This window comes from Nostoc sp. (assembly GCF_036917315.1).
Lineage (GTDB): Bacteria > Cyanobacteriota > Cyanobacteriia > Cyanobacteriales > Nostocaceae > Nostoc.
In genome coordinates this window covers 86,958-111,049 of record NZ_JBALDR010000059.1, presented here as the reverse complement: position 1 = coordinate 111,049, position 24,092 = coordinate 86,958, and the positions used below count along the sequence as shown (strand labels likewise).

Here is a 24,092-nt window from a genome sequence, read left to right as displayed (position 1 = left end):
GGGGAGGAATTACGATGAAACTGAAAAGTTATAAAAATAATCAGTGGCAACGGATATGTAACGGATGCAATATATGGTTGATTCATCCCTTTAAAATCCATAAGTTACCTGTTTTCATGCTCTTGGTTGTGGTGACAGCTTTTTTGTGCGTTACTGCTTTTCCTGTTGCTGCAACTATAGAGACACAAAATATCGTAACTCTTGGAGTGTCAATCAAAAATCCTCCCGCACAAACACAAGACTTGCTGCAACAGGGTAAAGTGCTGTATGAGGCAGGAAAATTTGCAGAAGCGGTGAGAGTTTTGCAACAAGCAGTTAAAAGTTTTGGCAGCCAAGGCAATGAATTGCAGCAAGCTGTGGCATTAAGTAATTTGGCGTTGGCATATCAAAAACTCGGTAATTTGCCACCAGCGCAACAGGCAATTACGGATAGCTTGAAGTTGCTCGAAAAATCCTCTCCTGCCGAAAATCTTCAGGTTTTGGCTCCAATTCTAGATATTCAAGGTAGTATTCAGCTAGACTTGGGACAAGCTGAACAGGCACTTAACACCTGGCAACGTGCGGAAGCCAGCTATAAGCAATTAGGCGATCGCAATGGCATTATCCGCGATCGCATCAATCAAGCTCAAGCATGGCAAGTTTTGGGATTTTACCGTCGGGGTTTGACAATCTTGACTCAATTGCAGCAAGAGTTACAATCAAAACCTAATTCAGTCAGTAAAGCAGTAGAATTACGGTCTTTTGGCAATGCTCTGCAATTAGCCGGAGATTTAAATCAATCTCGTCAGGTATTACAGCAAAGTTTGTCAATTGCCCAAAAATTGGATTCTCCCCAGGATGTGAGCGCGGCTTTATTCAGTTTAGGCAACACGGCACAAGTACAGCAAGATTTTAAGGGTGCAATACAGTTTTATCAGCAAGCTGCTGCGATCGCTCCTAACCCGATTAGCAAAGTTCAGGCTCAAGTTAATCAGTTGAACTTGCTAGTGAACGCGGGACAAACAGCCGCCGTGCAGACATTATTGTCGCAAATTCAAACTCAACTGACACAACTACCTGCTTCCGTGACAACTATTTATGCGCAGATTAATCTAGCTCAAAGCTTGATGAAATTCAAGACTACACCCGAAGCGATCGCTCAAATCTGCGCAAGGGCCCTGCAACAAGCTGAAGATTTGGCAGATAAACGAGCCGAGAGCTTTGCCCTTGGGACTCTAGGCAGTGTATACGAGCAAACTAAACAATGGTCAATAGCCCAGAACCTCACCCAACAGGCACTGAACATAGCCCAAACAATCAATGCCCCAGATATCGCTTATCGTTGGCATTGGCAGTTAGGACGCTTGTTAAAACAGCAAAAAGAGATTGAGGGCGCTATTGCCAGCTATGATACTGCGATCGGTGAGTTGCAGACTCTCCGTAGTGACTTAGTAGTTGTGAATCGAGATGTCCAGTTTTCCTTTAAAGAAAGTGTAGAACCTGTATATCGAGAGTCCGTAGAATTATTGTTGCAGTTTCAGCAAACTCATCCGAGCGAACCAATCCTTGACAAAGCTAGACAGAGGATTGAAGCACTGCAACTAGCAGAATTAGACGACTTTTTCCGGGAAGCTTGCATTAATGCCAAAACTGTTTTGCTTGACACAGTGGTAGATAAAGATAATCCCACAGCCGCGATCGTTTATCCAATTATTCTGCCCGATCAACTGCAAGTGATTGTTAAAATTCCTAAACAACCACTGCGTAATTATACAGTAAATAAGTCCCAGAATGAGGTAGAAGGTACTATAAAAAAACTCAGAGAGTATCTATTAGAACCCGATCGGACTGAGGAAGTGCAAGCGTTATCACAGGAAGTCTATGGGTGGTTAATCAAGGAAATTGAGTCAGATTTAAAAGATAGTGGAGTCAAAACCCTTGTATTTGTACTGGATGGGATATTGCGAAATGTGCCAATGTCCATATTGTATGACGGTCAGCAATATCTGGTAGAAAAATACGCTGTAGCCCTCAGCTTAGGACTCCAGTTACTCGCACTCAAACCCTTGACACAAACAAAACTCAATGTACTAGCTGCCGGGTTAGTGCAACCACCACAAGGCTTTCAACAGCAATTTCCACCCTTACCAGAAATTAAAGCAGAATTCGACTCTATTTCCCAAGCGATCGCCTCTACCACCCAGTTACTAGATCGAGACTTCAACAGCAAAAACTTAGAGAGTAAGGTAAATACTGTACCATTTAATGTGTTACATCTGGCAACTCACGGTCAATTTAGCTCCAGCGTTGAGAATACTTTTATACTTGCAGATGATGGGCCGATTAACGTTACGCAATTTGATAGCCTACTGCGCCGTCGAGATCAAACTCGCTCAGAAGCCTTGGAAATGCTGGTGTTAAGTGCTTGCCAAACCGCTACTGGTGACAATCGCGCCACGCTAGGGCTAGCAGGAGCATCCGTGAAAGCCGGTGCCCGTAGTACCTTGGCTTCACTATGGCATATCAGTGATAAATCTACTGCGATCTTAATTGGTGAATTTTATCGTGAGTTAGTTAAAAATGAGGTGACAAAGGCTGAAGCCTTGCGTCGTGCCCAAGTAAAGTTGTTAAAAGATTATCCCAATTACAGTCGTCCTGGTTACTGGGCGCCTTATGTTTTAGTTGGTAACTGGCTTTGACAAATTCTATCCACTGATTGAAAAGCTTATTTTTGCGTCAGTTTTGTTTTTCATTCTTCCTGTTTTCCCAGATATACTTCAATCACACGAGAGTCATTTTGCACTTCTTCAAAATTACCTTCGCACAACACCGAACCTTCATGTAACACCGTTACTTTCTTGGCAATTTGACGCACGAATTCCATATCATGTTCAATGACTAAAATTGAATGACTCTGCGCTAGTGCTAAAAGTAATTCGCCGATGTTGTATGTTTCTTCATCTGTTAAACCCGCAACCGGTTCATCAACAAGTAATAAATCTGGAGACTGTGCTACTAACATCCCAATTTCTAAACGTTGCTTTTCTCCGTGAGAAAGTAAAGCCGCTCTGATATCGGCTTTTGGAGTTAAACCGATGGTTTCTAATAATCCTTTAATATTATTCTTTTCAACAGCCTCAGAACGTTCAAACAAAGTAGAAAAGACATTTTTCTTCTTGTTACTAGTAATTTCTAAATTTTCACGGGGCGTTAAGTTCAGGTAAATTCGGGGTGTTTGAAACTTGCGCCCAATTCCCAATCGGGCAATTTTATATTCAGGTAAAGAACGCAGATTTCTTCCTTTGAATAAAACTCGCCCCACGGTTGGTTGAACTTTCCCCGTAATCACATCCAGAAACGTTGTCTTTCCCGCACCATTGGGGCCAATTACTACCCGTAATTCACCCACATCCATACTAAAATTAAGCTGGTTTAAAGCCTTAAAACCGTCAAAACTAACAGTTACGTTTTCAGTTTCCAATATTTTCGCGTTCATGTTGCACTTCCGGGTCTTCTTCCAAGGTGGGATATGTAGCAATTTCTTGACGACGGTTGAAAAAGGAAATATTCTGACTACGCAACCATCCCACGATGCCGTCGGGAAGGACTGTGACGACTATCAAAAATAGTGCGCCTTGGAAAAATAGCCAGATTTCGGCAAATTGTTCGCTTAAAAAAGTGCGGGCATAATTGACTAACAAAGTTCCGACAATCGCGCCAATTAAAGTAGCGCGTCCGCCTACTGCTACCCAAATCACCATTTCAATCGAAAAGGCAATATCCATTGCTCTGGGTGATACTGAACCACTTTGAATAGTGTAAAATGCTCCTGCTATACCTGCGATCGCACCGGAAACTGCAAACACCAACACCTTAAAATCTGTAGGGTCATAGCCAGAAAATCTTACCCGACTTTCATCATCACGAATTGCTATCAACAACCTCCCAAAGCGTCCAGTTGTCAACCAGCGACAAATTCCGTAGGTGATTGCGAGAAATATTACCGTCAGCGTGTAGAAAATAAACTGTGTTTTGGCATCGCTGACCGTTGCCCCAAACAAAGTTGTAAAATCTATCAGTCCATTCGTACCATTGAAAAATTGTTGCTGACCATTGAAGAAGTTGAAAAATACAATAGTTCCGGCTTGAGTCAAGATAGAAAAATAAACTCCCTTGAGGCGATTTCGGAAAACCAAATATCCTAACAATCCCGCCAATAACCCTGGAATTAATACCACCAAAGCTATTGTCAAAGGAAACGAATAAAAAGGTTGCCAAAATGCGGGAAGTTCTGTAACCCCATAAAGCCCCATGAAATCAGGCAATTCTCCAGTAGGGACTTGCAGTTTTAGGTACATTGCGATCGCATATCCACCCAAACCAAAGAAAATACCATGTCCCAAACTCAATAAACCAGTATACCCCCAAATCAAATCGATACCCAAAGCTGCGATCGCCAGTGACAAAAATCGTCCCAACAAATTTAGACGAAACTCCGACAGCACCACTGGCATAACAATTATAAGGAAGAGTGCGATCGCGATCGTCACCCCCACCTCAATTAAAATTAACCTTCCCCCCTTCTTTCTCATTCTCTGCGTCCTTGGCGTCTTGGCGGTTCGTTTAAACATCAACAGTACGTCCCTTTTGCGGAAAAATCCCCCCAGGCTTCCACTGTAAAAACACAATAATCAGCGCAAACACCATCACCTTCGCCATACTCGTCGTCGCAAAAAAAGTAAACAAATCAGCCAAAGGTTTAACAGGAGTCAACAACAAAGCCAAAGTCCCAGAACCAATTAAAAAATTAGCCGTACCAATACCCAACGCCGCCACAATCGTCCCAGCCAAATTGCCCACACCTCCAACCACAACCACCATAAAAGTATCAATAATATAGTTTTGTCCTGTATTTGGCCCCACAGAACCGAGTAAACTAATCGCACATCCCGCCACACCAGCTAAACCCGAACCCAGTGCAAAAGTAATCGCATCCACCTTTTGAGTTGGGATACCCAAACAAGCACTCATACTCCGGTTTTGCGTCACCGCCCGAATTCTTAAACCCCAGCTAGAACGTTGTAAAAATAAATAAATTCCCGCCACACAGATTATTGTTAAAGCAATAATAAATAATCTGGCAAAGGGCAATTGCACACCACCTAAAGATATCCCCGCTTGTAACCAAGTCGGTGCTGTAACATCCACATTTTGAGCGCCAAACCAAGGTTGAGTTACTGCTAACTGATAAGTTTGACTCAATAAATTGCCCGTTGTGATTGTCACCCCCAGCGATAATAAAAATATCACCGCCACAATCCAGTTACGAACCCTTCCCAAATCAGTGCGAGAATTTAAAATCCATAAACCTCCAAAAAACAGCAGAGAAAATAAGCCTAGACCAATTATCAATACCCAATTCACACTGCGAACAAACTGCTGAAAAATTAAACTTACTCCCCAAGTTGCTAGTAAAGTTTCTAATGGGCGTCCATAGAGATAACGAATTACACCTTTTTCTAAAATTAATCCCACACCTGCCGTGAAGATAAAAGCAATAATCAAAGCCAAAAATATATAAACTTCAAACCACACGCCACCCAATTGTTTGCAGACATTTTGCACAACATAAGTTGTATAAGCGCCGAACATCATCAATTCACCATGCGCCATATTGATGACGCCCATCAATCCAAATATAATGGCTAGTCCCAACGCGGCAATCAATAATACAGCGCCAATACTAATACCATTAAATACAGCTTCTAAGAATCCTGCTAACACTTATTTCTCCACAACAGCTATCAGCTTTTTTAGTCATCAGTCCTTTGTCCTTTGTCCTTTGTTGCTTGTAACTATTAACCGATGACAAATGACTAATGACAAATGACTAATGAATTAAACTTTCTTGTACTTACCACCCTTAGCAGGGTCACTCCAATCACAAGCAAATCCCTTAGTTTCTTTCACAAATTGATTCCAAGGAACTGGTTCAACTGCTGTCGGAGTAGCATAGACAATATCAAATAAACCATCTTGCCTAACTTGACCAATCCGCACAATTTTGGATATGTGATGATTGGCATCCATTGTCACTTTACCTTCAGGTGCATCTAGAGTTTGACCGTAAGCCGCAGCGCTTACCTTAGCTATATCTGTACTACCAGCTTTTTGGACTGCTTGTTTCCACAAATAAACTGCAATGTATGCTGCTTCCATTGGGTCATTTGTCACCCGATTTTCACCGTATTCTTTTTTGAAAGCTGCTACAAACTTCTTATTAGCAGGTGTGTCTACTGTTTGGAAATAGTTCCAAGCTGCATAATGACCTTTGAGATACTCTACACCAATTGCTTTCACTTCTTCTTCGGCAATACTTACAGACATGGAGGGATATTTATCTGGTGTCAATCCAGCCCCTTTCAATTGTTTGAAGAAAGCAACGTTGCTATCACCATTTAAGGTGTTGTAAATCACGCCACCATTGGGCAAATTTTGCTTGATTTTAGTGATAATTGGTGTAACTTCTGTGTTACCGAGAGGTAAATAATCCTCACCAACTGTTTTTCCGCCTAAAGCTTCTAGTTGAGCTTTAATGATGGTATTAGCTGTCCGGGGAAAAACGTAGTCAGAGCCAACTAAGAAGAATTCTTTGCCCTTATTTTTTAACAGCCAATCAACAGATGGTTCAATTTGTTGATTTGGTGCAGCGCCAGTGTAAAAAATATTTTTAGAACACTCTTGACCTTCGTATTGCACAGGATACCAGAGCATGTGGTTTTTGCTCTCGAATACTGGCTTAACGTTTTTGCGACTAGCAGAAGTCCAACAACCAAAAACTACAGCAACTTTATCTTGATCGATTAACTTAGTTGCCTTTTCTCTAAAAGTATCCCAGTTAGAAGCGCCATCTTCGGTAATTGCTTCAATTTGTTTACCTAAAACACCACCAGCAGCGTTAATTTCTTTGATTGCTAACTTTTCAGCATCAACAACGCTTTTTTCACTGATAGACATCGTACCACTCAGAGAGTGCAAAATACCTACTTTGATAGTGTCACCAGCAGTCGCCGCCGCTGGTGAAGCCGTAGGAGTCGCGGCTGGACTCTCTGTAGCAGTTGGAGAATTATTCGCGCAAGCCTTCAAAAAAAAGCTGCTTCCAAAAGTTAAAGAACCGTAAATTATAAACTTGCGTCGGTTAAATTGTCTTCTCATCTTTTTATGAATTTTCCTCTTGATGAATCAGCCAACTTATAGAAAGCTGACAATATCAATCTTTAAAGTGTGATATTAGTGCGATAGTTTACTAGTAAAAAGTGACGCCTTATACAAAAAAGTTTGTTTTTGTAATAAAAAACAAACTTTTTAAGATTAAGCTTTATTAACTTTATAAAGATTCTCATATCTATGCAATACGTTATGGAAGAGTAAAAACTTTCTCTTCCACCAACGTCTTTGATTCTAGACAGTTAAAAACTGCTAAGTATCTAGGCATAAATAAATTTAAAGTTTGTAGTCAGGACTTTAATCTTAATAATTCTTGCTCTGAGCGATAAATCGCTCACTACAAACTACGAGTTTATTTTATATTTAATTATGTCTACCTACTTATCTCTTTTCAAAAGTCTGGTATGTGCTGAACAGATAGCTGGTTAAGACAACAATAGTTTTAATCAACTACTGCTATTATTCAGATATTCCTGGTTCAATCCGTGCCCCAAGCTGAAGAACCCGTCCAAGGTCGTCAGCGTTTCGCCAAGTTTCAATTATCTTGCCGTCGGCAATATAATGAATGAATGTAGCAGTGAAAGTCTGTTGACGGCCGCGACTTGGTATGCCAAGAAAACTCTCCTGGATGCAGGTATTAGTCGCACGCACAACAACTTTGTCACCTTCAGCGATTACGTCTTCAATTGTCCATTTCTGCTGGATAGGGCCAAATGAACCAAAGAGTTTGCGTACCCCTTCAGGGCCAAGGGGAAGTCCCGGTAAACCGCCGTGCATTTTCCAATTCGGGGCGGTTATCTCGCAAATTTCTTCGATTTTATGCTCGCTAATAAGTTCCATCCATCTTTGAGCAATGATTTTGTTGTCCTCAATGGAAGACATTGCTGCTGTTCCTCTACTGAAAATTAGGCGAACTCTAATTGTTTATTTAGACAGACAAGATGCACTATTGTCAATTAACCAAGTTTGAGATTGAATTAAAATCAGTGCAGCGCTTAATTTGCCAGCATCAGTAATATTTGGGTTTTTCACTGCGGGGCTTTTAGATTAGCATTTGTGTAATAATTTCATCTTCCTGGCCAGTTGCAAAATTAGCAAAGCGCTTTGCCAAAGGTGGTATAAGTACTAGGGGATTACTAAATCCAGAGAAAACATGAACGCTTTCAAATCCTGGGATAGCACCAATTAAGGGAAGTTGATTGCTACTAAATGCCACTAAGCACTGATACCAAGTCCCTGGTAAATGCTCCAATGCTGGTAAAATTTGACCAACACCTTTTCGCAACCATTTTTCGCTTACATCTGAGTTTACCTCGGCATGAGGATCTGCGATCGCACGGCTAATCTGCCCAATGCGAATACTACCATCTTGAAACTGAATTGCACCCACATCTAAAATCGCTGGTACTAAATCATTACCAAGTTCATCCCATAATTCATCAACTTGAGTAGATTCAGCTTCTAGTTGAAACCGTTGCTGATTCGCTGGCATAACTAAGGTGCGTAAGCTGATATCAACGGCTGGGGTTTCAATGATTTCTGCGTGGGTGAAATACAGCTTGATGGAAACACCAGCAGATTTGAGAAGTTGGCGGCTGAGTCCACCCGCACAAACGACAACGTTAGCGCTGTGGAAAGTTGCAGTGGTGGTTTGTACCCCATCTTGCAATACTTGCAATACTTGGGTAATCTGCATTTCACCCCCAGCCCGCTCAAAAGCTTGGATGTAAGCTTGTGCTGTTTTTTCTGGGTGAATATGACCGTGTTTGACAGTTAAAGCACCAGATATTGCCTCTCGATTTAGCTGCGGTTCCAACTCACAAGCTTCTTGAATACTGAGTAAATGGGGTGGAATGGCACAATCATTATATGATGCCGCAGTTGTTTCTGGGTCGCTATGGGCAGAAATAGTCAGTAATAAATCTAATTCCCGAAATTGGATATCAGCGTCTAACTCTTGAGATAAGATATGGTAACGTGCGATCGCTTCTTCGCACAATAACCGAGTTAGTGGTGTAGTACCAGACCAATAGGCAAGCCCACCATAACTATAGCGAGTTGCATTCTGCGGTCTGCTATGTTGCTCCAACAAAAGTACAGAAAACCCACTTTTAGCCAGTTCATAAGCGAGTGCAGCACCTGTAATTCCGCCACCAACCACAATCCAGTCGTAGGTTTTCATCTAATATGTTGCTTGTAAACGTTGTAAAAGATATTCTCCCGCCAGGATAGGGGGATAGATAGGCGATTGTTCTTTCTGGCAACTCTCCAAACAAGCAATTTCTGTATCATCATTAGGATGACAGAAAAAAGCCATAGAATACCGCGACTGGTTCACTCTTTTATCAGTGGGAATCATCACTCGATGCTTAGTTGAGCAAAATCGATGATTTGTCCACCGTTGCATTAAATCGCCAGTATTGACTATTACAGTATCAGGAATTGCAGGCGCGACAATCCACTCTCCAGATACTGTCTGTACTTCTAACCCGCCAATGTCATCTTGGAAAAGTAAGGTAATACTGCCATAATCGGAATGCTCGCCAGCACGCACCTGTCCGGGTTTCGGTGGTGTCTGCAATGGCGGATAGTGTAATAGCCGTAAGGTATGATTTTGTTGATTATGTCTTATAGTAAAAAAATCTTCTGGCAATTCCAACGCCAATGCATAAGCTTGTAATATCGTATTAGCAAGTTCTGTACAATTATCATAAAAGGTGACAAGAGAAACATTTATCCCTACCGCTTCTTTGTTGACATTAAATGCCTCTTTTAAGTCGCCTGGTTGATTGGGGTCAAGACGTTCTCTCTCAATCCCAACGTAACCCATATTACTAAATTCATCACTCCAAGCTTGCTTTTGCTTAACTTCTAAAGGTAAATTGAAAAAAGATTTGCTGTGAGTGAATACTTCCTCAATCAGGTCTTTTGATATTCCCGAATTTTGCAAGTACATGAAGCCAATTTCATGACAAGCTTCATAGATTTGTTTGATGACAGCTTGCCGAGTTATTGCGTTGCCCTTAGTAAAATTAGTGAAATCAATTACTGGAATTCTGACCATTGATTCAAAATACCACATCTTTACGCAGCTTCAGATTTTGAATGCGAGTATCTTCGGTAGGTGGTACATCTTCCTGAGCAAATGGAATCTGCTTAAAGTTAGCAGCCAGATATTCTGCTAATGCATCTTGTTCAGAACCATCAGCAGCAAATGTGGCTGAACCTGTACGTTTAGCATTTTTTGATGTCAAATCAACCCGTTCAGTTTTGGGAAAAGGATAACCATCACCACCATTTGCTAGGAAGTTTAAGGTGACAGCGCGGAAGATGCGATTAGAGTCACCCACTAACTCTGCATTTTTCACCACTACATCAATAATTTTGCCTTTTCCATCTTTGATAGCCAGGGATTTAACACGCTTACCTGCTGGCAAATCTGGGTCAAAGCTAAAGGCTAATCCCGCTACTTGGGGAAAACTGCCAGGGGTAGCACCGGGTGCGATCGCTGCTACACTGTGTTCAATTACTGCTATTAGTTCCTTAGCATTCAAAGTAACTAAAGTCAAACCATTGTTGAACCGTAAAGCATTGGCGATATCAAGTTGGGAAATTTCCTTTTCTTTCTTACCTGCTACAGGATTTGCTTGGGGTGGCAGTTTGATAACATCCTGTGAGCGAGTCGAACCTGGGGGAAAGGTATATATACCAATATTTTCACGGATACCACCACCATTTTTAATAGAAATAACAGTTTTAGGATCGTATCGTTTAGCGATCGCTAAATTAGCTTCAGCTGTCAAATTCCCGAAATTGGTTTCTTGGGTGCGGACATCACCCCGCCAGCCGTTGAGGAAAACATTGGTTTTCCCAAAAATCTGACCATCTTGGGCAATAATCACTTTTTTGAGTGCTTCTGTAATGGCAACAATTTTGGCATCGGGTTTCCCACCTACAGCTACTACCCCTTGGGAATCAGTGGCATAAGCACCGCTGATTTTAGGGTCAATACTTTTAGGAATAATCACTCCCTTGGCATCAAAGTTAACTACTAGACGACCAACATAGCGATAGTTTCCATCGGTATTAACTACCGCTATCGGATTTCCATCTGCGGCTTTTTTGATAATTGGATAAGCTCCAGCAGATTTATCACCCACGCGCAGACGGTCTGTTTTGTCGGCTAGTAAGGTATTGGAACCGCCAGCAACAATAATATCTACTCCCTTAAGTAATTGTGCTAGCTTTTGCTCAATGGCAATTTGCTGCATGTGTGTCAATAGAATTACTTTATTAATCTCTGGGTTTTTTGTCAGCAGCGTATCAACAGAAGTTTGAATTTCAGCAGCCAAAGCAGCGATATCTGCGGCATCGCGGTTATTAAATTTTTTAGGCAACACAGTCACACCACCGGGAGAAGAAATAGTCCGCAGTGTGGGAGTTGTCGCCCCAACTACAGCAATTTTTTCACCGTTGACGGTAATTATGGTGCTACGGGCAATTTTATTGGGAATTTTACTTGCCTCTTGTCCATCAGCAGTAACTAATTTTGCCAAATGTTTATCAGTGGTGAAGTCTAGATTCGCGCTGAGATAGGGAAATTTTGTACCTGGGTAATCTTCTTTAGCACGGAGTAAGTCGGCAACAACATCCGTACCTAAATCAAATTCATGATTGCCAAAGGCGATCGCATCAAACCCAAGAGCATTTAAAATTAAAATATCTCCTCGTCCCTGACCACCAAAAGCTGTGTCACTGGCAAATAAGAAAGGACTGGGAATATAAGCATCTCCAGATGAAAGGATTAAGGTATTAGGATAATCGGGTTTGCCATCACGATTAACATCCTGATTTTTCAGTGCATTCAACACCGCCGAAAAGTTCGGTGCATCTTTCAGCGCTGGGACACCTGCTTCTTGGTCGGAAGTATGTAAAAGTTGTAGTGTGAACCCTGACTTCTGTGCTGTTTTAACTTGCACGACACCACCAGTAGTTCCTAAAAATAAAAATATGCTAGATATAATCAGCGAACTTAACTGGCTAGTCCTGAAATCTCGGCGATTAAACTTACTGAAAAATCGACTTTTCCAATCTAAAAAAGACATAATAAATTTTCTAGCTCATCAGTGGTGAATAAATTTTTAGTGTGTTATCAATATCCCATAAGAAATATTTCATCAGTTAATTTTAATATTCATCTTCATATCTGATTGGAAATTGCCCATGTATAGGAAAAGATTATAGATAAAAAGGTAGGAAAAGTAGGAAAAGTAGGATGTTTTGTATTACCCCTTGATTATCAGGTTATTACACGGTAATTTGAATCTTATGTGCAGCTTGGGAAAAGGAGTATGGGGGTATGTAAAAAAGTCACTGCAATTTTGAAAGGAAAATTTTCAGATGAAAAAACTGAAATAAAATAGGGAACATAGAGTTAAAAAAAAGCGCTTTTTTTAACTCATTTTATGTTGATACTTATCTAACTTTTTAGTTTTAAAATCGCTTAACCTGGTGGGACTGCTTCTTCAAAGGGACGGATAATCGCCGGCGCTGGTGTAACTTCTGGTTTAAAGATTCCCTGCAATGCTTGTTCTAAGGTTTGTGCCATGACAATCCGGTTTTCGTAGGCAACTACTACTCGTACCAAGGTTGGCAGACTATTCTGTGTGGCTTCTAGATAGATTGGCTCGACATACAGCAGCGATTGCTCAATGGGAATTACTAGTAGATTGCCTTGAATCGCTCTCGAACCCTGGCGATTCCATAAGGAAATTTGCTGAGAAATTACTGGGTCTTGGTTAATCCGCGCCTCGATTTGCTCTGTTCCGTAAATCAGGCGTTCTTTAGGAAAGACATATAGCACCAGCCTACCGTAGTTTTTGCCATCCGATCGCGCCGCTAACCAAGCGATTAAATTAGTCCGCTGTCTGGGAGTATAGGGTAAAAACAGCAGAAATTCTTCAAAGTCTACGGTGGGTAAACTAGTAATCAAATAATACGGCTCTACCGGACGGGGTTCACTGCCATAAATTTCATTAGGAATCTGCCACTGGTCTTCCCGGTTGTAAAATACTTGGGGGTCGGTCATGTGGTAGGTCATCAACCGCTCAGATTGAATTTTGAAAAAGTCCACCGGATATCGGGTATGACTGCGGAGATTGACTGGCATTGTACTGAGCGGTTTGAACATATTGGGAAATATCGCTGACCAAGTGGCAATAATCGGGTCGCTCCGATCGGCAATATAAAAATTAACGCTGCCGTTGTAAGCATCAATCACTACCTTGATCGAGTTACGAATGTAGTTGATACCATCGCTACCAGTGTCTGAGTAGGGATAGCGATCGCTCGTCGTGTAGGCATCAACAATCCAGTAGAGATAACTGGGATTACTGGGGAAATCTTGATTAGCAGCACCAGCAGCAACTAAATAGGGGTCGCTGTCAAATTTTAGAAAAGGCGCGATCGCTTGAATTCTTTCCTTGACATTTCGCCGCAGTAGCACCCTTGTCTCTGGCAAAAAGTCTCGCGTCAGCACCATCTGCCAATCTTTCAAATACGTGGCAAATAGCCAGCGTCGCCATCCTGAACCAATTTCAACACCACCCAGACCATCGTAAGAGTTGTAAACGTTGTCACTACCGCTAGGATAGTCTAACTCTCTAACTCTTGTGCCAGTCATTACATAGGCATTGGCGATTTCACCGTAATAAATTCGTGGTTGCCCAATCGGAATACTTTCACGAATGGCTTTACTGGAAGTTGTCAGAGCGCTACTATCACCACTAATATCTTTGACAAAATATTCTGGTAGACCACCCGCCCCAACTGTATTAACTGGGCTAACAGTAAACCCAAAACCGTGGGTATAAATTAAATGGCGGTTAACCCATGTTTGAGCTTCCTGTGGTACGCCAGTGTAGTCTAATTCTCGTGCGGCAATCAGTACCTGCCGCCGTTCTGTTGATTCAACTGCTTCCTGCTTAGGTTCTGGTAGCTTTTGAGAGGGTCGGCGTGAAGTTGCATCTGTTTTCAGAGTATATCGATCGATATCGGCATCGGGAAACCGATAATACGGTCGAATTTGTTGCAGCTGACGGTTAGTTTCTAACAGTGGTCGCTGATCCCATAGGCGAATATTGCGAATTGTCGAGTCGTTCTTTTGAATATCAGCTTCAGTCAGTGTTCCTTGCGGGTTGAAGATTCTAACATCGATCGCCTCTAAATCGAATGCTTGACGAGTTAAGGCAATTGTCCGCTGAATGTAGGGTTGCTCTCGTTGCAACTCATTAGGTTGGACAATTAAATATTGCACCACAGTAGGTAAAACAACATCAGCAGCTACAACTAATACTAGATAAACTCCTAACCCGTAAAAGACAAAGCGACGATACCGAGATTTCGGTTTCCAGATCAACGTTCGCCAAAGGAGATAAAAGGCGATCGCTACTGCCACGATGCACAAGACGGTGTAAGCTGGCAACTGGGCTGTCACATCAGTATAGCTGGCACCATAACTTACTCCACGGGTAGAATACACCAGTTCATAGCGACTCAACCAATAACTAAAAGCTACTACCAGCATCAACAAGCCACCCATACCGAATAAATGACGCTGCTGCTGGGGCGAGAAACCAGGGAAAATTCCCTGACTCAAACTATCCGCCGATAAGAGATAAGTGAGAGAAACGGCGACAAAGCCATACAAACATAATCCCATCAGCCAGAGTTCTAGCAGTTCCCAAAAGGGTAAGGAAAATACGTAAAAGCTAATATCTCGATCAAATAAAGGCTCAGTGCTGTTGAAAAGGGTAGGGTGCAAATATTGCAGCACCTTTGGCCAGTGTCGGAATATGATGAAGGCAAAAATGGGACTGGAGAGAATTGCGATCGCAGTAAGTAAAAATTGCGGATAGATTAAAATTGCGATCGCTACTCCGCCAATTAAACCGAGATACCAGACTTGAGAGACAATCTGCCTCAAAAGTTGCCAGATTGTCTCCGGTCGAAATAGGGCGGGAATGGGTAGAATAGCCTGATTGACTGGAGAATGCCAGTAGAAAAGAGCAATTTGACCATAGTGAGCCAGCATTAACCCAATCAACAAGCTCAATATCAGAGTTAAGGGTAATAACCAGGGCAATTTTAATGCTTGAAAGCTTTGTGGCGCAAGTATCCGGGTTTCGTTGCGTCTTAGATAATTAGGACTGAGAAAATTTGTTAATTCACTGTTGAGTTCTGCTGACTCAATCTTTACAGATTGGGGATATTTTAGCCGTTGTGCTAAAGCCAGGTTTAGCAATAGATAGGCAGCAGTTATTCCAGCCACGACTACCCACAAAATACCACGAGTCAGCAGCCTTAACAAAAATACTTGGAGATAGCCGACTTCCCGAAACCAAAAAATTTCTGCTCCCAGACGGGAACCCAGATCCAGAAGTAGCCACAGCCCGAAAAATCCGATTAATAGCCTAAAGCCCCATTTCCGATACATTGAATATGTAATTTAAGAAGAACGCCAATTCTCTATTTGCAAGCCGTTTACTCTTTGAAATTCTCGAACATTAGATATTACATGTTGCTGCGATCGATACATCATAAGAACCGATAGGAGTACCCGCTGTTTTCAAAATACTTCTAATTTTGGCAGTTCGTTCTGCTTCTTCCACACTAAAAGGTAAAATTGTAATCTAACCTAACAATGCTTCAATCAATAATTGGATTTTTAAGGCACATTGAGGATTGATTGCTAATCCATACTTAACCTCCATTACTGTTAAGGAGGAAATAAAAATATCTGTGGGAGTAGTAGACTTTAATAACTTGAGAGTATTTTTTTCTCCCTTGACAAAATCACTAATGACGCAGGTATCGAGTAAATAACCATTAAAACTCGATTTCGTTAGGTGGTAGCAGTTCGTCTCGGTAGGACTCAAAAATAATACTTTCTACAACACCTTGATATTGCATAATAGTTTCTGGCCAAGTCATGGGTTTTGTTTCTAAGAAAGTAACAAAGACTTTGCTTTCAGTAATACCTTGTGGTTGTTCAGCTAGTTCGATTTTGCCGTTTTTATAAATTCCTTCAATGGTTCGTAGCATTGTTTTTACCTCCTATCGAAATTTTAGTAGTATTTATTACCGAACTGGTGGTTCATGAGTAAGTTCGGTAAATATTGGTATCCTTCTTGTGCCAAGCGAATATCCTTCAACCGTAGCAGCAAACGCTGATATGCGATCTGCATTTCCTTACGAGCAAGCATAGCGCCCAAACAAAAATGAATCCCATAACCAAAAGATGGCTTGGCATTGGGAGTGAGAACGAGTATTGCAATATGCCAGTAGTTGAAACGGCGATCGATCAACAGTTTCTTGTAAAGATTTAATAACTTTTTGTTTAACTGTCTTAACTGTCTTAACTGTCCTTGTATTTTCATTGAAAAACTTAGAGTATATGCATATTCAAATCATACTTCAGGAATTTCACATAGCAATTTGTCACAATCAACACATATATCTTGCCACTTCACAAACTACTGCCATAGTATTCTGCTCGAGTGTTTTACTAAGACAATCCGCTTGCAGGCATCGCGGGAGTGGGGTGAGAAATCCCTCTGTGAAAAATCATTCATTACAAGTAATTGGAAATTATTTAATGAAAGCGTTACTAGCTGAAGCTACATGGACACCCAAGAAGCAAAACCTTAACAAAAATTCAGGTGTTATAGGGAGCCTTGCTTGGAAAGATCCACAATTTAAGATTGTTGATAAAAGCTTCCCTGTTCTTAGGCATGATGAGCTTCTAGTAAGGGTTAAATATTGCGGTGTCTGTGGGTCAGATATTCACGTTTATGAGACAGATAAAGAAGGGTATATTCTATTTTCTGGCCCTACCAAGTTACCCATTGTTTTAGGACATGAGCTTTCAGGTGAAATAGTCGAAGTTGGTCAAGAAGTTAAAGGATTTTGCCAGGGTGATATTATAACTACAGAAAGCATTTTATGGTGTGGACACTGTACTCCTTGCCGCACAGGAATGCCGAATCAGTGTGAAAATGTAGAACTGTTGGGATTAACAGTAGATGGTGGCTTCGCTGAATATATAACTCTTAAAGCAAAATATTGTTGGAAACTTAATCACTTACAAGAAAGATATTCCTTTGAAGAGGTTTGTAAAATAGGTACTTTAATAGAACCTATCGGTTGTGCTTATAACGGTATCTTTATATCGGGAAATGGTTTCTTACCTGGTGCATTTGCCATAGTCTATGGTGTAGGAGCAATTGGACTAGGTGCTGTGATGTTACTTAAAGCAGCAGGTGCAGCAATAGTAATAGCAGTTGATTCTATTGAAGAAAGACTCAATATTGCTAAATCAATGGGAGCTGATTACGCTTACAATATAGCCTCCAAAAATGATTTTTCGGAAATGGTTCAAGAAATTACAGGAGGTTGGGGAGCCGATATCCAAGTTGAAGCCGCAGGAGCAGCTAAATATACCATCCCAATGATGGAAATAAATATTGCCAAAAGAGGAAAAATTATTTATTTAGGTAGGGCAGAGTCAGAAGCATTTATAGATTTGAATAGTCTTGTAAGTGGGGCACATACAATAGTAGGTTCTCGCGGACATTCTGGGTATGGCATATTTAATAACGTAATCACCATGATTCACAAAGGAAAACTTTGTGGAATTGAAAAACTTATAACTTCATCTTTCCCCTTGAGAGACATCTTAAATGTTTTCGAGTCTTCGCGTTCCAGAAAAGATGGAAAAATACTAATTAATATGCACTCTGTATAAGATAATCAGAAAATAGTTACTTGTTTAGCATAATTATTGCCTGCGGTATTAATATCAGTAATGCATTTACACCTCTAATCTTGTTGGCTACTTCAGCATACTATTAGGAGTTTAAAACAAGCGATTAATTACTTTACCTGAAATTTTTGAAAGTAGTCTTTAGCAATGAACAAAACTTTATTTCATCTTACCTTTCCTGTGACAGACCTTGCTCTGGCAAAAACATACTATGTCGATGGTTTGGGTTGTATTCCTGGTCGAGAAAACCGTCAACTTTTAATTCTTAATCTCCACGGACATCAATTTGTTGCTTTCTTGACTAAAGAAACCCTTGTACCTCAACCTATATACCCCAGACATTGCGGAATTGTCTTTAGCTTAAAAAGTGATTGGGAAGAAGTACTTTCAAGGGCAGAGCAACAAAAGCTCACTTTTAGACAAAAACCTGAACTCCGTTTTGCTGATTCTTTTATAGAGCATGACACCTTTTTTTTAGAAGATCCTTTCTATAACTTGATAGAGTTTAAACATTATCGTCACCCGGAAGCAATCTTTGGGTATTATGATTATACGCAAATAGAAGAACGAGTTTGACAGGGGTTAAAATAATTCGTAAGTTGTAATAACGTTCCTACCTCGCTAACGTAATTCGCGATCAAAGTAGTAAGAGATTTATTTACAACTAATTCAAAATCACCAATTTTACAATTTAGTGTGGTGTTTCACCGAAAATAACAAATTACGAATTAGCTAAATATCCAATCGCATCAGCTAACTAATTCCAAATGTTAGATAATAAGGACTTGCAAGACCGATGGATTCCTCGCTATTTCAGATTAGCGATCGCGAATATGCTCTCGAATTTAATGGTGCCGTTGTCTGGAATGGTTAGTGTTTCCTTTTTAGGACACTTGCAAGACATTCGTCATTTAGCTGGCGTTGCACTGGGGACAGTTCTGTTTAATTACTTCTATCGAACATTCAATTTTTTGCGTCTCTCTGTGACTGGCACAACTGCCCAGGCGACTGGAAGGAACGATCGCGAGGAAGTACTACTGCTAGGCTTACGGAATGTTTTAATTGCCCTCAGCTTGGGATTTGCTGTTTTGCTCCTACAATACCCACTGCGAGAGTTGGGGTTTATTGTCTTGAACAATGCTCCAGAGGTGAAAGCGGCTGGAGTGGACTACTTCAACATGCGGATTTGGGGTGTACCTGCGGTTCTGGTGAATATGGTGCTGTTCGGCTGGTTGATGGGGCGCGAACAGAGCCAGAAAGTGTTGGTCTTGTCGGCTTTTGGTAACGTCCTTAACATCGTCTTAAGTTACCAGATGATTTTGCGAGCGGGTTGGGACAGTGTGGGAGCAGGCTTGGCACAAGCTTTGAGCCAATTTCTCATGATGGTGTTTGGACTAATTTGGGCCAAGAGTGAAATCCAGTGGCAAGAGATCCGTGCCGTCGCGCCTCAGCTTTGGGACAAATCTGCCTGGAATGAGACTTTTGCCTTGAGTCGGGAGCTTTTTGTGCGGACACTGGCAGTTGGGTTTACCTTTTGGGCTTTTACCAATATGTTTGCTGGGATGGGAAGAATCGCCTTTGCGGAAAATGTCTTGCTGCTTGAGTTGATGACGCTAGGAATTCAAATACTCAATGGCTTGTCTTATGCAACAGAAACTTTGACAGGCAACTTTCATGGCACAAACGAGCAGAGGCGGATAGTGCCACTACTTGGCGTTTCTGTAGGCGTGACTCTGATGTTTGCAATTACCATGTCCCTTGTCTGCATCCTGTTTCCTCAGACGGTATTTGGGCTACTCACAAATCATACGGAAATAACCACCCAGAGCGATCGCTACATTCCCTGGCTAATGAGCGTACTGGCGCTGTATGCCTTCGTCGTCTCAATTGAGGCTTATTTCTTTGGTTTGGCAGAAGCATTAATACTCCGAAATGCGGCTTTTATTGCAACTGGGTTAGGGTTTATTCCGACAGCAGCCCTGGCTTGGAAGTTACAGAGTGTCCATCTATTGTGGTTGGCGATGTCTTTATTCATGGTGACTAGAGTTGCAGTGCAGGGAATTCAGATCCCTAGAACCTTGAAACTAGCGACAGAAGATATTGTTCCTGCTCAAAAGACTCAAGCTTCATAAAATTTCACGAAAGCAGCTAAGGCAAATTCATCGTGCAACCACAAAAATAAGAGTAAATATTAATGTTCAGCTTATCTATCGAAACTATAACTAATATTTTCTTGGACTGTGCATTACTTGGTTTAGCCTTATTTGCGGGCTGGGTTGCCCCAAAGTGGAAGCGAGTTTATTTGTGTTTGGCGATAGTAGGAATTGCATTGTTCTTTGGAAGAACAGTAATTTTGTATAACTGGCTGATGCCGTGCATAATGCTTCTCATTTTATTGATAGAAGCACCGTGGTCTCAGAGTTGGTACAATTGGTCTACAAAAGAAATATTAGAAACATTGGGCATTAATGCTTGTGCTGACCTCTCAACAATAGTTGTTGTAGCACTCGCGTTCGGGCATTTACTCAGAGATTTTCCGTTAGGAACAGGAAACTGGGGACTTGTCACTATAGGGGTTCCGCTTTGGCTTCAAGTGGTAGTATTTTTAGTATTGATAGACTTCCAAAGATATTGGTTTCATCGATTAGACCATTCTTTTATATTTCTTTGGCGTTTTCACAAGATCCATCACGGAATCTCCAAATTCAATGTTATTTCCTCTCAAAGAGCGCACCCTAACCATAGGATAGGAAATACCATTTGCTATTTAGGGATTGCATATCTTATCGGCATCACAAAAGAGGCTTATGTATTAACCCTAGGGTGTAGTTTAATCTTTGATATCTACCTTGCTCACTCAAATTTGAACTTTCCGCGTCTAAATGAGAAGTTTCCGTGGTTTGCTTACCTAATCGTTACCCCCAATTTTCATGGGTGGCATCACACGGTTCACTGTCGATATAATGCCAATCTGGCAGATTTTTTTCCATTTTGGGATATCCTATTTGGAACCTTTGAGAAGCCGTATGGAAACCGTTGCGACTGGCGGTTTGGGCTGCAAGAGAGCGAACAATTGCCGTCGTCAGTGTTGGGACAACTCATGTCACCCTTTAACAACATTGAAAAATTACATTGAAGCCCCTAATTGTCTAATTGGGTATCTGTGATTTGAACGATAATTTAGCCTAACGGTCACGAAATACTTCAAAATGCTCAACAAGCGTGCTATATCAATCTTAGTAGCCACTACAGCACTCTCATAACTGGCGCGCGCCAGGACAATGGAACGACGATGAACTCACAAGGATCTCAGTCGAGAGTTGAACTACGAGATCGAGGGATGTCTCCTTTGAACAACCCAAAGGATTGGTCATGGCCATTCTGGGCTGCTGTCCCACTCTACCCCTACGGCAGGCGGCGGACACTTCGTCAGGAAATAGTTCAGGACACTATCTGGACATTCGATCAGCTTCACGGCATTCTCTACACCATCGTGCCGATTCGCATGACTATCGTCAAGCTCTCTGCCGGAGGACTTCTGGTATATGCACCCGTTGCTCCAACAACTGAGTGTGTCCGCTTGGTTAATGAGTTGGTAGCAAAGCACGGTGAAGTTAAGTACATCTTACTGCCAACCAGTTCTGGTCTGGAGCATAAAGTCTTCGTTGGCCCCTTTGCTCGTCGCTTTCCTCAAGCACAAGTCTTTGTTGCCCCGCATCAGTGGAGTTTTCCGTTCAATCTGCCGCTTAGTTGGCTAGGCTTTCCCCAAAAACGAACTCAAGAACTCCCAGAGGACTCAAGCCTTGCTCCCTTCGCTCTGGAGTTTGACTATGCAATATTGGACATCGACTTGGGACGAGGATCTTTTGCAGAAGTTGCAGTGTTTCACAAGCGATCGCGCACTCTGCTTGTAACTGATTCTATCCTTTCTGTTCCATCTGACCCACCAGAAATCCTCCAATTAGATCCTTATCCCTTACTGTTTCATGCCAGAGACAATGCCTGGGAGACGATCGAGGACAATGAAGACAACCGCCGCAAGGGATGGCAACGCATTTCACTGTTTGCGCTTTACTTCCGTCCAAGTGCCTTAGAAGTTGCTTCAATCGGACAGATGTTTCGTGATGCTCTCAAAGCACCACAGCGATCGCTAAAAACGTACTTTGGTTTATTTCCTTTTCGCTGGCAAGAAAACTGGAAGCAGGCATTCGACGCTCTACGAGGTCAGGGGCGACCATTTGTCGCACCGATTTTGCAAATCCTGATTCTTCCTCAAGCACCAAGCCAAGTCCTCAAATGGGCTGATACAGTTGCAAGTTGGGATTTTCAGCAGATTATTCCCTGTCACTTTGAATCGCTAATTAAAGCAAATCCGCGTCAATTCCGGCAAGCATTTGCTTTTCTGGAAAAAAATCTTTCTTCTAGCGAAAGCCAGCTTCTATCGGAGGAAGACTTAAAATTCATTCAGGAACTTGAAGCGGGTCTAGTTAAACGCGGTATTGCAACGCCAGCTAAAGAGAAGTCGTAATCAATTAGCTGAATTACTTAAAATCTTAGCGATCACCTGGGAAACCGGTAAGCCAGGACAGCGTTCCAGCCAGAAGAACTCGCCAACTGGGTTAACTTCAAGGAATACATGACGACCATCAGGAGTCAAAATAATATCAAGCGCCCCATAGTTTAAACCAAATTCTGCCATGAGTTTGAGCAATTTCTCTTCGACATCTTCGGGCAAAGTGTATGACTCCCAAGCGTTGACTAAGGCGATTCCCTGTTTGCGCCAGTCGTAACGTGCCTTATCCAAAGCTTGAGAATCAACCGCAGCCGTTAGCACACGCTTACCTACAATAATTGTCCGCAATTCCAATGCCTTGGGAATCTTCTCTTGAAATGTCATTGGGCAGAAACGTAAGCCATCAAGGTTGTCTAGATCCTCGGATGAAATTGGATTTGTAAACACAACTTTTTCTCGCCCTCGTTCATCATAAATAGCGAAGGAAGAGAGCATTTTGGTAATCATTCCCTGCTGACATTCTTGGGCAAATTGCTTTACTGCTATTGGATTATTTGTAGTCAAAGTGCGAGGCGTATCTAGACCGATCTCTCTTGCTATTTGTAATTGCAGTTGCTTATTTTCGGCTCGGCGAATATTTGGCAGAGGGTCAAGATGAAACCCCCTGATACTAGCAATCATTCCCTCAATGCTGACGCGAGATTCTTTCAGTGAGGCTTGTCTAAGTTGCCTGTCCATCGAGTTAGGAATTTTTGAGCCAATTGCAATGCGCCGATACCAAACTGCTGACACTTCATTTAAATCTAATGTCTGGTCATCGACACTTAAAATCACTCGCTTAGTACTACCATAGTAAATATCTAACTGCATTTCTGTGGGAAATCGGTCTGTGTCAAAACGAAATGCTTTCTTTCCTTGGGCTTCAATTGCCTGAATAACTAGAGGAATACTTTCGTTATCTTGGCTGTAAGTAATGATTAGAACAGTCATTTACAAATATGGGAATGAAGTACGCTACAGATAAATATAGGGGTTATCAGTTGGTTGGGAATTTTTAAGTAAGAGTATTTTACTTCGGGTTTTTTGAAAGTAGTGCAGATGCGATCGCTAGAGCAATTGGATAGTCCAAATCTTTCTCCAGCATTCCCCACTCTCCTGTAGGATTAATTTCTAAAAAAACATATTCTCCTGATGGGGTTTTAATCAAATCAAATGCTCCAAAAATCAGTCCAAACTTAGCCATAAAGGCATCTAAACAACGGATTAGTCGATCGGGTAATTGCTCTGGTTGCCAAATACGCCGCATCCATACTGCTTGCACTTGCTCGGTGTTGAGGGAGCGATCGCTATATTGCAGTGTATGATTGCTACCAGAGTTACTTAAATTAACCTGGAGTTGGAGTGCGCTCGGAAACTTATCAGTATCAAGACGAAATGGCTGTGCGCCTAGTTTTGATACTGCTTCTGCAACTCTATCTATTGTAAAGTAATCACCACTATGGGTAATTAATAAAACTACATCACGAGCGAGGTGCATAAAATATTTTTATT

20 protein-coding genes are annotated in these 24,092 nt (G+C 41.6%); 6 read left to right on the top strand and 14 right to left on the bottom strand.

Features of this window, described 5'->3' with window-relative positions:
• Nucleotides 1-116: 116 nt before the first annotated feature.
• Nucleotides 117-2,678: a CHAT domain-containing protein gene (locus tag V7K84_RS28125; RefSeq protein ID WP_334843043.1), complete on the top strand. Its 2,562-nt coding sequence runs from the start codon at nucleotides 117-119 to the stop codon at nucleotides 2,676-2,678.
• Nucleotides 2,679-2,728: 50 nt separating this feature from the next.
• On the opposite strand, the gene urtD is transcribed toward V7K84_RS28125, so the two are convergent.
• The 12 genes from urtD to V7K84_RS28065 all read right to left on the bottom strand — a co-directional run bounded on the left by urtD (nucleotide 2,729) and on the right by V7K84_RS28065 (nucleotide 16,643).
• Nucleotides 2,729-3,475 carry an urea ABC transporter ATP-binding protein UrtD gene (gene urtD, locus V7K84_RS28120; RefSeq protein ID WP_334843027.1) on the bottom strand — a complete coding sequence of 249 codons (747 nt, stop codon included), beginning with the start codon at nucleotides 3,473-3,475 and terminating at the stop codon, nucleotides 2,729-2,731.
• Nucleotides 3,450-4,571 (bottom strand): urea ABC transporter permease subunit UrtC, encoded by a 1,122-nt coding sequence (urtC, locus tag V7K84_RS28115; protein ID WP_334843026.1) that lies wholly within the window; start codon nucleotides 4,569-4,571, stop codon nucleotides 3,450-3,452. Before urtC ends, urtD begins: the two co-directional genes overlap by 26 nt.
• Nucleotides 4,572-4,602: 31 nt before the next feature.
• Complete coding sequence (urtB, locus tag V7K84_RS28110) at nucleotides 4,603-5,763, bottom strand: urea ABC transporter permease subunit UrtB (RefSeq protein WP_094349303.1); 1,161 nt, start codon at nucleotides 5,761-5,763, stop codon at nucleotides 4,603-4,605.
• A 114-nt stretch (nucleotides 5,764-5,877) separates the two neighbouring features.
• Entirely contained in the window at nucleotides 5,878-7,194 is a 1,317-nt protein-coding gene (gene urtA / locus V7K84_RS28105) for an urea ABC transporter substrate-binding protein (protein ID WP_334843024.1), read from the bottom strand.
• Nucleotides 7,195-7,665: 471 nt separating this feature from the next.
• The gene (locus V7K84_RS28100) at nucleotides 7,666-8,088 is read right to left on the bottom strand and encodes an ester cyclase (protein ID WP_322668945.1); all 423 of its coding nucleotides are present in this window, start codon (nucleotides 8,086-8,088) and stop codon (nucleotides 7,666-7,668) included.
• Nucleotides 8,089-8,248: 160 nt separating this feature from the next.
• Complete coding sequence (locus V7K84_RS28095) at nucleotides 8,249-9,388, bottom strand: NAD(P)/FAD-dependent oxidoreductase (RefSeq protein ID WP_334843020.1); 1,140 nt, start codon at nucleotides 9,386-9,388, stop codon at nucleotides 8,249-8,251.
• Nucleotides 9,389-10,270, bottom strand: coding sequence for an isopenicillin N synthase family dioxygenase (locus tag V7K84_RS28090; RefSeq protein ID WP_334843018.1), 882 nt, complete (start codon nucleotides 10,268-10,270; stop codon nucleotides 9,389-9,391).
• 4 nt (nucleotides 10,271-10,274) lie between these two features.
• The gene (locus V7K84_RS28085; RefSeq protein ID WP_334843016.1) at nucleotides 10,275-12,311 is read right to left on the bottom strand and encodes a bifunctional metallophosphatase/5'-nucleotidase; all 2,037 of its coding nucleotides are present in this window, start codon (nucleotides 12,309-12,311) and stop codon (nucleotides 10,275-10,277) included.
• Nucleotides 12,312-12,709: 398 nt separating this feature from the next.
• Nucleotides 12,710-15,700, bottom strand: a complete 2,991-nt coding sequence (locus V7K84_RS28080; RefSeq protein ID WP_334843013.1) for a UPF0182 family protein — start codon at nucleotides 15,698-15,700, stop codon at nucleotides 12,710-12,712.
• Between the two features lie 196 nt (nucleotides 15,701-15,896).
• The gene (locus V7K84_RS28075; RefSeq protein ID WP_334843010.1) at nucleotides 15,897-16,142 is read right to left on the bottom strand and encodes a PIN domain-containing protein; all 246 of its coding nucleotides are present in this window, start codon (nucleotides 16,140-16,142) and stop codon (nucleotides 15,897-15,899) included.
• On the bottom strand, nucleotides 16,093-16,308 hold the full coding sequence (locus V7K84_RS28070; protein ID WP_334843008.1) for a hypothetical protein: 216 nt from the start codon (nucleotides 16,306-16,308) through the stop codon (nucleotides 16,093-16,095). Before V7K84_RS28070 ends, V7K84_RS28075 begins: the two co-directional genes overlap by 50 nt.
• 23 nt (nucleotides 16,309-16,331) lie before the next feature.
• A complete protein-coding gene (locus tag V7K84_RS28065; protein WP_334843005.1) occupies nucleotides 16,332-16,643 on the bottom strand; it encodes a hypothetical protein in 312 nt (103 codons plus the stop codon).
• Nucleotides 16,644-16,822: 179 nt separating this feature from the next.
• Here V7K84_RS28065 and iolM point away from each other — a divergent pair, with 179 nt between their 5' ends.
• The 5 genes from iolM (at nucleotide 16,823) to V7K84_RS28040 (ending at nucleotide 22,556) form a co-directional block, all read left to right on the top strand.
• Complete coding sequence (gene iolM, locus V7K84_RS28060) at nucleotides 16,823-18,010, top strand: scyllo-inosose 3-dehydrogenase (protein WP_334843002.1); 1,188 nt, start codon at nucleotides 16,823-16,825, stop codon at nucleotides 18,008-18,010.
• A 165-nt stretch (nucleotides 18,011-18,175) separates the two neighbouring features.
• Nucleotides 18,176-18,604 carry a VOC family protein gene (locus tag V7K84_RS28055; RefSeq protein WP_334843000.1) on the top strand — a complete coding sequence of 143 codons (429 nt, stop codon included), beginning with the start codon at nucleotides 18,176-18,178 and terminating at the stop codon, nucleotides 18,602-18,604.
• 191 nt (nucleotides 18,605-18,795) lie between these two features.
• Nucleotides 18,796-20,160, top strand: coding sequence for a guanitoxin biosynthesis MATE family efflux transporter GntT (gene gntT, locus V7K84_RS28050; protein WP_334842997.1), 1,365 nt, complete (start codon nucleotides 18,796-18,798; stop codon nucleotides 20,158-20,160).
• Between the two features lie 62 nt (nucleotides 20,161-20,222).
• The gene (locus V7K84_RS28045) at nucleotides 20,223-21,164 is read left to right on the top strand and encodes a sterol desaturase family protein (protein WP_334842995.1); all 942 of its coding nucleotides are present in this window, start codon (nucleotides 20,223-20,225) and stop codon (nucleotides 21,162-21,164) included.
• Nucleotides 21,165-21,320: 156 nt separating this feature from the next.
• The gene (locus V7K84_RS28040) at nucleotides 21,321-22,556 is read left to right on the top strand and encodes a DUF4336 domain-containing protein (protein WP_334842992.1); all 1,236 of its coding nucleotides are present in this window, start codon (nucleotides 21,321-21,323) and stop codon (nucleotides 22,554-22,556) included.
• Here V7K84_RS28040 and V7K84_RS28035 read toward each other — a convergent pair whose 3' ends face one another.
• Together V7K84_RS28035 and V7K84_RS28030 are read right to left on the bottom strand one after the other, a co-directional pair.
• Nucleotides 22,557-23,531, bottom strand: a complete 975-nt coding sequence (locus V7K84_RS28035; RefSeq protein ID WP_334842990.1) for an MvdD family ATP-grasp ribosomal peptide maturase — start codon at nucleotides 23,529-23,531, stop codon at nucleotides 22,557-22,559.
• 79 nt (nucleotides 23,532-23,610) lie between these two features.
• Nucleotides 23,611-24,078 (bottom strand): MvdC/MvdD family ATP grasp protein, encoded by a 468-nt coding sequence (locus tag V7K84_RS28030; RefSeq protein ID WP_334842988.1) that lies wholly within the window; start codon nucleotides 24,076-24,078, stop codon nucleotides 23,611-23,613.
• Nucleotides 24,079-24,092 lie beyond the last annotated feature (14 nt).